The 8,496-nt window shown below is 56.7% G+C and carries 7 protein-coding genes; 2 read left to right on the top strand and 5 right to left on the bottom strand.

Going from position 1 to position 8,496, the window contains the following annotated elements:
• Positions 1-251 precede the first annotated feature (251 nt).
• The gene (locus ABID58_RS36950; RefSeq protein ID WP_354037746.1) at positions 252-2,438 is read left to right on the top strand and encodes an AAA family ATPase; all 2,187 of its coding nucleotides are present in this window, start codon (positions 252-254) and stop codon (positions 2,436-2,438) included.
• Positions 2,439-3,096: 658 nt separating this feature from the next.
• On the opposite strand, the gene nolL is transcribed toward ABID58_RS36950, so the two are convergent.
• Both nolL and ABID58_RS36960 read right to left on the bottom strand, forming a co-directional pair.
• Positions 3,097-4,218: a nodulation factor fucose acetyltransferase NolL gene (gene nolL, locus ABID58_RS36955; RefSeq protein ID WP_354037747.1), complete on the bottom strand. Its 1,122-nt coding sequence runs from the start codon at positions 4,216-4,218 to the stop codon at positions 3,097-3,099.
• Positions 4,219-5,073: 855 nt separating this feature from the next.
• Complete coding sequence (locus ABID58_RS36960) at positions 5,074-6,036, bottom strand: thioesterase domain-containing protein (RefSeq protein WP_354037748.1); 963 nt, start codon at positions 6,034-6,036, stop codon at positions 5,074-5,076.
• Between the two features lie 717 nt (positions 6,037-6,753).
• Here ABID58_RS36960 and ABID58_RS36965 point away from each other — a divergent pair.
• Complete coding sequence (locus ABID58_RS36965) at positions 6,754-7,308, top strand: hypothetical protein (protein WP_354037749.1); 555 nt, start codon at positions 6,754-6,756, stop codon at positions 7,306-7,308.
• A gap of 58 nt (positions 7,309-7,366) precedes the next feature.
• Here ABID58_RS36965 and ABID58_RS36970 read toward each other — a convergent pair whose 3' ends face one another.
• The 3 genes from ABID58_RS36970 to ABID58_RS36980 all read right to left on the bottom strand — a co-directional run bounded on the left by ABID58_RS36970 (position 7,367) and on the right by ABID58_RS36980 (position 8,251).
• Positions 7,367-7,495 carry a hypothetical protein gene (locus tag ABID58_RS36970; protein ID WP_314963957.1) on the bottom strand — a complete coding sequence of 43 codons (129 nt, stop codon included), beginning with the start codon at positions 7,493-7,495 and terminating at the stop codon, positions 7,367-7,369.
• A complete protein-coding gene (locus tag ABID58_RS36975) occupies positions 7,485-7,976 on the bottom strand; it encodes a site-specific integrase (protein ID WP_354037750.1) in 492 nt (163 codons plus the stop codon). The genes ABID58_RS36970 and ABID58_RS36975 overlap by 11 nt, the downstream gene beginning before the upstream one ends.
• Positions 7,977-8,086: 110 nt before the next feature.
• Positions 8,087-8,251, bottom strand: a complete 165-nt coding sequence (locus ABID58_RS36980) for a hypothetical protein (RefSeq protein WP_354037751.1) — start codon at positions 8,249-8,251, stop codon at positions 8,087-8,089.
• Positions 8,252-8,496: the final 245 nt, after the last annotated feature.

Raw genomic sequence — 8,496 nt, forward strand, 5'->3', positions numbered from 1 at the left:
CCGCATCGGCAATCTCTCGGCGGGCATCGGACCTCCCATTGCGTGAACCGCAAAAGGAGGGACCTTGCCCCGTTCAGATTGCCGACAACGCCCCCCGTCTCACCCTATCAACAGGGTGGCCGCCTTCCGTCGGATTGGGTGGCCGCCTTCCGTCGGATTGGGTGGCCGCCTTCCGTCGGAATCGGTGGCCGCTTTGCCTCGGATTCCGCAAAGCTGTGCATTGGCATGAGCGCCAGAGGAAAGACGCGAGGTTGAGGCTCAAGGCAATAGCGGCGCAATATTTCGTTGAGCCTGAAGGCGACGCCCTTGCGATATGTCCGCTGTGCGAAGGACAGCTTACAAATGAACGGCAAAAGAGCCTTGCCGCCCAACTTGCGGAATTGAGGGCGCATGCGTCTTCAGCAGAACGGAAGATCGACGACGCGTGCGGCGCCGTAGATCGGGAATTGAGGGCACTATTAACACCGGAGGTCCGCAAGCACTTTGACCTTCTTCGCACGATGGTACCGAAGAACGCGTATTCGGAAGCTGCGCGTTCCCGCTTTGCGACGAATGACGCCTTCAGCGACGTGCTCACCGGTATCGCCAAACTCACGAACGAGATTGTCGATGAACAGGCGGCCGCCCTCCCGGATTTTGCGGCACCAACCATGGAAACTTTGTCGCCGGATGCTCCTCAGTCCGTGATCGACCTTTGCCAAACCATGCATTCACTTCAGGTCGTGTCCGATCTCGCGCTTTGGTGGGAAAGCAATGCGAGTGCCTTTCGTGACGCGTGGTCGCAGCTCATCGGCAAGACGGCAGAAAAAGATGATCCGCCACCTACGCGGTCCATCGCTGGCCAACTGCACACTCTTGAGCAAGCAATCGAAAAAGCTGAACCTCTAGATCAGCTTGCTGTCAATCTGCTCGCCGCGGCGGAAGCCGTCGAAAAATGGGAAGCGATACAAAAGCATCAGCGCGTTCGTGAAGCGATCATTGAGGCGTTAGAACCCCTCAAGGAATTAAAGCACCTGGTCGGGGCAGAAACGGCAAGGTCGATAACGACGCTTTCCGGTCGCATACGCTCGGTTCTCGACAAAATTCGCCTGAAAGAACGCTTCCTGTTCCAGGACGCATCGCTCGGGCGCAAGGCAATCAATATCGAGGGCAGCTTCGAACCCGGTCTTCAGATCGACGCGTTATTGGTCGCAAACACATCATGGCTGCGTGCAATCCTATGGGCATTCGTCTTTGCACTGCGCGAAGAGACAATCGAGGCGGCAGGCTCCAATCCCATGCCGCTTGTCCTTTTGGACGACCCCCAAGTCACTTTTGATCCCCGCAACAAGCGTAAATGGGCGCAAGAGATCGCTCGCCTTGCCAATGCAGGTCCGACAGATCCCTTCGGAATGCACCTGATCATTACGACGCACGAACGCCAGTTCTTTCAATTTCTCGTCGACGAGCATCTGTTAAGCGGGCAACAAGGCCTAGTTGCTCCTCTCAACAAGGCGTCTCCCGTTGCGACGATAGTCAACGGCACCAACGTCGATCGGCTGTACTACAAAGCCGAAGCCGACAATGATGACGCCGTCGCGAGGCAATTTATTGCTGCTGTAAGAGTCTACAGCGAAGATTTGCTGAAGTGCATGATGCGGGCCGAAAGCCCGGAGATTGCGGATATGAGCCTCGATTCATTGCGGAATGAGCTGAAGCGCTTGCGCGAGGCACACGTGCCGCCTTTCAACCGCCAGACATTCAAAGAGCTCGTTGACATGCTTATGGGTGGCGGCGGCAAAGAGATGAACATAATCAACGATCCTCACCACAAAGATAACGAAACTCTGGGAGTGGCGCAGGCGGTCGATATAAAGACGTTTTGGGATAACCAGCTTCGGCCCAAGTTGCATCAAGCATTCCATGTGTGCGCACAATTCGAAGCGTTTGCTGGCGAGCCGCGAATGTTCGCATGGCGGGACAATGTTGTTGCGTTCCCGACCGGTCACAAGGACTCGCTAAAGGCGCTTACGCTAATGAAGACCGGCGTGGCCGCTGCGGCGAAGACGGATGGAAAAGCAGGCGATGGAATCGTCACCCTTAAGGAATGGGATTCAGCCCAGCCTGTAAAACTCTTCAATCACGATATCTACCAGCTAGCGGCCGGTACGCTCGATCCGGTCGCAGGAATCGGTGACTTCCTGATTGTTTCGAATTTTGCCTCCGTCACCAAGCACAGCTTGGTCGTCGCGACTTTTGGCGAGCAACTGTTAGCTCGTCGACACAGCGAGACAGATCTCCACCCGACGATGGCCGTCTTGACGGGGCAAACGCTCGAACCTCACCAACTCCCTCAGCCAGTGATCGCGCCAAAAGAAAAGGTGCAGCAAAAAAAGATCGTGGGGACATTGTTCGTCTCATTGCACCCCCACCGCCTCATATCGTTAATCAGGAGGTAGTGGCGGTAAGCGACTTTTCTCTGGCCGAAAAAGCTTTAAAGGTATTTCAAGCGTCTGCGCGTCCACAAAAGGCTGGTCGTGTTGGAAAGCCTCAACCCTGACGGAATCACGCCAGCCCAGCTGCTTAGTTTGGACGGCTCGCAAGGCTTACCTGTGCTAAGCGACTTACTGGAAGTGGTGGGTGTTCTCTTTGAGCTGCCGAACCAAGGTGCAAAGGCATCTTAGAGCCGACCCGGTCGGATAGAATTACTATGGTGACGGTGCACTAATTATGTGGTGGGCAGAGTCGCAATCGCTGCGGCGCCGCACCGAACCGGCCAGTTCGACATGGTTCGCGGGCGTACTGCTGATTTAACCGAACAGCCGGCATCAGCCGAGGGATACGTCATCGCCTGAGACGGCCGGCGATCGTCTCGCCAAACAAAAATGGCCCGCTTGATGCGGGCCATTTTCGTATCGGGACCGGTAAAGTCCGAACTTGGTTGCGGGGAGGCGCAACATCCGATTGTTGCGATTCGATGGGGTTGCTCTTATGCCGATCACCGGCTCGACGGCGGCACGCCGTCGCCCCCGGATCTGGGTTCGAACGCTATTCTAGCGGCGTCACAAGTCGGTGCTATCGGCACCCCGCCGTACTCAAACGATCAAATGCATACAGCTAGTTCATTGCAGGTTTGGCTTGCGGGAGACCTGAGCGTGGTGGCATTCCAAGGACGAGCTGAGACAAATATGGAACTCCGCGAACGATCGAGCGGATCGTTAGGGCGATCGCAATGATCGCGGCCCCGAGCATACCCGCGATGATCAACCGGGTCGTGAGATCCCAAAGCTCTCCGAATTGGATGAAATCCATGAGATGGAACACGATACCCTGGACCAGGTAGAGCAACAGCGTGGTCTGGCCCAACTCCACAGCGATAAAGCGGGCCATTCGATTTGAATGGCCAGAGCTCCAGCATTGCAGCAGGAGTTCGATAGCGATTACCGACGCAGCTGCAGCGCCAACAAACATCAGAAGCACGTCTTTAGCCGACCGAAGATCGTGAATTACCCCAAGATTATTGTAGACATAGGTGTTCTTGCCCCAAGCTAGAAAGCATACGCAAGTCACTATCGAGAGAAATAAAATCAGGAGCGGCTTGTGACGTCGCAATGTACTCGTCCATCGCTCTCTCGATTGAGCAAGCAAGAAGCCGAAGCAGAAGAACGGATAAGTGAATCTGATCAGGGGTGATATGGAGAATGTCAGAGGCGCGAGCGCGACCAGTATGGCTGAGCCAGATATGACCCACGATCGGCGGGTGAGCCTGGTAGAAATCTTGACGAGAAGGTAGGAAACAAACGTGGCCCAGATGAACCAATATGTGCCGGCGAGATCGTCTACAAATTCCAAAAGTCCGCTCGTTAAGCTGGTCGCGCGCCACAATGCCGCTAACTTAGCTGTCTCCATTATCGCCCACCAGAACAGCATCGGTAGCAAGAGCTGCTTCGCACGGTCGCTGGCGGCCCGAGTGAACGACTTTTGCAGCAGCGATCGAGCAGAAAGATATCCGCTTATCGCCATAAAGAGTGGCATGTGAAACATATAGATCGATTTGTAGTACGGCGAATACCAAAACCCGTCGTCTCGGTAGATGACATGCTGGATCAGGTGCCCAACAATCACCAAAACAATGAGTGCACCTTTCGCGAAATCTAAACTTAGATCTCGATCGTTTGCCTCTGTCGTGCGCGAACTGGGGACGATCGTTCCAGTCGTGGGTAGCAATGTATCAAACATCTAGATATCTGTTGTTGACGAGCCGGCGGCCCGTTGTCCGCTTCTTCTGCCTCATTTTTGATCCAAACGAAAGGTGATGGCGGGAGTTTTTGGAAGGGGAATAGGCTCAGCTTGTTAGGCCTTCCAAGAACTAGCTGTGGGCCGAGCGTCTCTGAATGCCTCGGGGAACTTTGTAAGACAAGATATCTAATTTGAGACACGGCTGTAGCAGCACGGGCACGGCATACTCCTTGCAGACGCGTTTGTGGGAGGAAGACTGTCACGCTCAGTCTCCCACTCGGCCCGACGCATCTCAGACCCGGCAGATGCGTCGGGCTTCCTCGGTTGGCCCAGCATAGTTGACATTTGGTCCGTCACCTTCGCTTGACGCCGAGGTGCTCACGCAAGGCCTTAGTTGGATCGTACGCGCAGGATGACTGATAGCGAACCAGCTCGACCTGCGTCGCTCGCGATTGAGAGGTTCTATGGTCAAAGGTGCTGCTCGCACTCAGTGTTGTGGACCCATTGATTGAACAAGCATGAATGAACACCGATCGGGCCACTGATTGAGAGTCTGCGCGCTGAGCAATATCAATGACTAACTGGTTGTGCCCCGGGGTTTTTGAGGCCGAAAAGGGACATTCGTCGCACAATCACAAGGGTCCGCTGCGTATAATAGGAGTGTCTGAAAGTGAAGAACATTGCGTCGGGGCCACCGGCGACCATTAGCCCGCCGGCCGGGGCAAGCCGAGAGAATCGCGCAAGCTCGAGCCGTCGTACTCCGTGCGGAACAGGCCGCGACGTTGCTGCTCCGGCACAAGTCCGCATGGCAGCCTAACCCCAGCAGAGGCTCCACCTATCGACCCGGAACTCTGTTCAGACAACCGGGACCAACTCCGCCTCGCCGGGAAGGCGATGTGAGAGGTCCTCCGCAAGAACGGTCACATTTGGATGCTTGAGAAGGGAACGATGATCGCCAGGAAGAGGGGGCCCTTCAACGAGACTCTCGAAAGCAGCGTGCCATGGAGTTGCTGCGCTAGTGGACTCCCGAGTGTAATAGACGCAGAGCGCCGAAACCTTCTTAGGTACGTATAGTTCGCCCGCGCGAATATGGCGAATGAACAATTGGAAGATTTCCTCAAGCGCCGGTACATCGATTTTCCATGCACCGAAAGCAGCGCTCGCGAGCGTAGCGAAGTCACCCGGCCGAATTTCCATGGTTGCATCGTGTTCAGGCGACAATCCTCCCTCGTCGACAAGGAATGCAAGGAATTCAGACCATTCCTGGTCCAAGGTGAGAGTGGAAGGCGTCCCTAGCGCCGACGGATGGGCACTATCGATCATTGCCACTAAATCGACCCTCACGTTTGCAGAGATTAGTATCCCAGCAACGGCGTGGGCGAGCACACCGCCAAAGGACCATCCGGCGAGCGTACAAGCCATGTCCGGCAGCACAGGAACAATAGCCCGAGCATAGACTTGGGCGATCTCGTCAATCGAACCCACCTTCAGGAGTTCGTGACCGAACTCTAGAGCATGTATACCGTAGATGGTCTGTGTAGCTGGCAGCGCCCGCGCGAGGTCATCATAGATGCTCAGCCTTCCGCCAAGGGCGTGACAGAGGATAAGTGGCTGACTGTTCGCAAGTCGAAGCGGAATAAGTTGGCTCGCAGATTTTCGATGGTTCTTCGATGCGGAGCGCTCCTTATCGGCGCACTGGTCGAGACGAGGATTCGTGAAATGCACGGAAAGATCGAGGATCAAACCCCGCCGCCGGAGTTGCTCAAGCACTTGCAGCGCCAGCAGCGAATGTCCACCGAAGTCAACCGAGGCCGCCATGCCCGTAAAGCTGCGCAGCTAAGGACCGTCGCCCGTCGTTCAGCGCTGAGGCGCTCGCGCTGTTTGCCGGGATCGAACGCATGCCGCAGCGAGGTCAGAAGTTCGAGGTCGCTCGCGAGCGTTGGCTCGTCCGCTTGGCCCCGTCAGCGAATGGTGGACTGGAAACCATGTAAACGACCGCAGCGCCAAGCCGTGTCACCCGCTGGGATACGTCGCGCGCGAGGACTGGCTTCGCTGTCGCGAGGTGCGTGTCGCGCTGTTTGCGGCAGCCTCCGCCCGACGAGCGCTGGGCCGCCGAACTGCTCAAGCGTCTGCTTGATGCCAGGTTGTCGCCGTTCGAACCCGATCCGGTTGCCGTATGCGAAGCCGCCGAGGCGAGGCCGAGGCGAAGCGCCGACGCCTCCGAAGTGACGCGGAGGATCCCGACATGCCGATAAGCTTACGGGCGCAGCCGCGCGGCGTTAATGGGTGCATCACAAGAGCCCCCGTCGCGACGCTCACCACGGATATGTCAGGAGGGCATATTGACCTAATAGCGCGTAAGTCAGGGTCGGCCGCTGGCCTCTTCAGGCTCTAAAAACCCATTTGACGCCACGGGTGCGGCTGATAGGATTGGAATTGGAGCCGGTGGGAGAAAGCAAAGCTATGCGGGTTATTCTAGCGGCTGGTACACAGCGTTCTGGAAGCACATGGGTCTTCAATGTAGCTCGATTAATCTTGAGAACTCAGGACCCGAACTTAAAGACAGCATGGATCGACGATTATGTGCCGGGTACAGAAACGTCGGCGCTATTGAAAATTCACATCCCTGACGATCAATGGAGCGAGAGAGCGGAAACTGTACTAACTTGCCATCGCGATCTGCGTGATATTATCGTGTCCCTTCATGATCGTGGTTGGGTGAACAAGGACGATAAAGGCGCTGCTCTCGCCACTGCAAAAACTACGCGCGAATGTCATGAGTATTGGTCAGCACGATCCGACATTGATCTATCCTACGTCGAAATCATAAATCATCCGCAAACCTCGGCGCAGAGGATAGCGAGGGCTTGTGGGATATCTATTGACCCGAATACGGCTGCTCAAATTGTCCGCGAAGTAGATGGCCTCATTGATGGAGTTGCTTCTTACAACACGGAGAACCAGCTACACCCAAACCATCGGCGCGACGGTCGGATAGGTCGGTGGATTGGCAATCTGAATGCAGATACGGCCGAGGCAATCGTTTCCGATAATCGGGACTGGTTTGTTCGTTTTGGGTATCTTACTTGAACCTCAACTTCGCTGCGGCACCGTTGCGAACTCGCTGTCAAGCGGGATGCCGCAGCGCTCACCGCTTCGCCAGCTTGAAAACGTTGCTCGCCGCTGTCTCCAGCGCCGGTCCGAGCGACGGCAGGGTCTTGCGCGTGATCTCGTCGGTGAAGTCGAGGATCGACGCCGCATAGTGCTTACGGATCATCGCCTCGGAGGTGTCGTGGCACTTGGCGACAATGGCCGTGTTGGGTGCCAGCGAGCAACATCCTCGTGATCGACGAATGCCGGAAGGCGTACATGCCGTAGACGGTGGGGTCGAGGCCGATGCTCTCGACGACGACGCGCACACCGCGCCGGTAGTCGCCGCTTGGACTGTTCTCGTTCCACGGCCTGTCGTCCTTGTATAGCAGCAGCGGCGCGTTGCTTGGCCTGCCCTTCGCCGCCAGCTTCAATAGCGTCGAAAGTTCGGGCGAGATCGAAACCGCGTAACGTTCGACCTTGCGCTGGCCCGGATGACTGGTGCCGCCCTTGCCGGGCTTCGGCATCATCAGGCGCGGTGCCTTTGGATCGACGGTGATCAGGTCCCTGATGCGGAGCCGCACCGCCTGCGACGGTCGCGCACCGGTTTCGCCGAGCACATGTGTCAATAGCCCGAGCTGGTGATCATGGGCATAGGCTGCCGCCACCCATGCTTGCGCCTTCTTGTCCTCGATGACGACGTTGTTTGCCTCGGTGGCGTCCGGCAGCGCTTTCAGCCCATCCCGCCAGATGTGAACGCGGGTCTTGTCGGCCTGCGTCAGCGCCGCGCGCAGGCAGAGGATGACCCTGCGAGGCCTTTTTCAAGGATGCTGTCGCGCCAGCCTTCATGATCATCCTCGCTGAGCAACGTGATCGGCTTCGACAACAGCGTGTCGGTCAGATGGAAGCGCGGCAGCTTCGCATTGTAGACGCGAGTCCGCATGAGTTGTGGACGACGCGGCTCTTGGCGCGCCATGCGCGCGAACAGGGGCCGGCGGCAGGGCATGGGTGTTTGGCTAATTTGGTCCAAGGAACAGTGTGCAAGATCCCAAGATCCTCGGCCAAGAGGAAATCAAGCCGCACAAGGTGAGCGACTACCTTGAAAATCGCGACGCCGAGTTCGAACAGAAGATGGCGGAGGTCCTGTGCGTCTATCGTGAAGTCCAAGTCCTGAAGAAAGCCTCTGCC

Source organism: Bradyrhizobium sp. S3.2.6, from assembly GCF_040546885.1.
In the GTDB taxonomy this organism is placed as follows: domain Bacteria; phylum Pseudomonadota; class Alphaproteobacteria; order Rhizobiales; family Xanthobacteraceae; genus Bradyrhizobium; species Bradyrhizobium cytisi.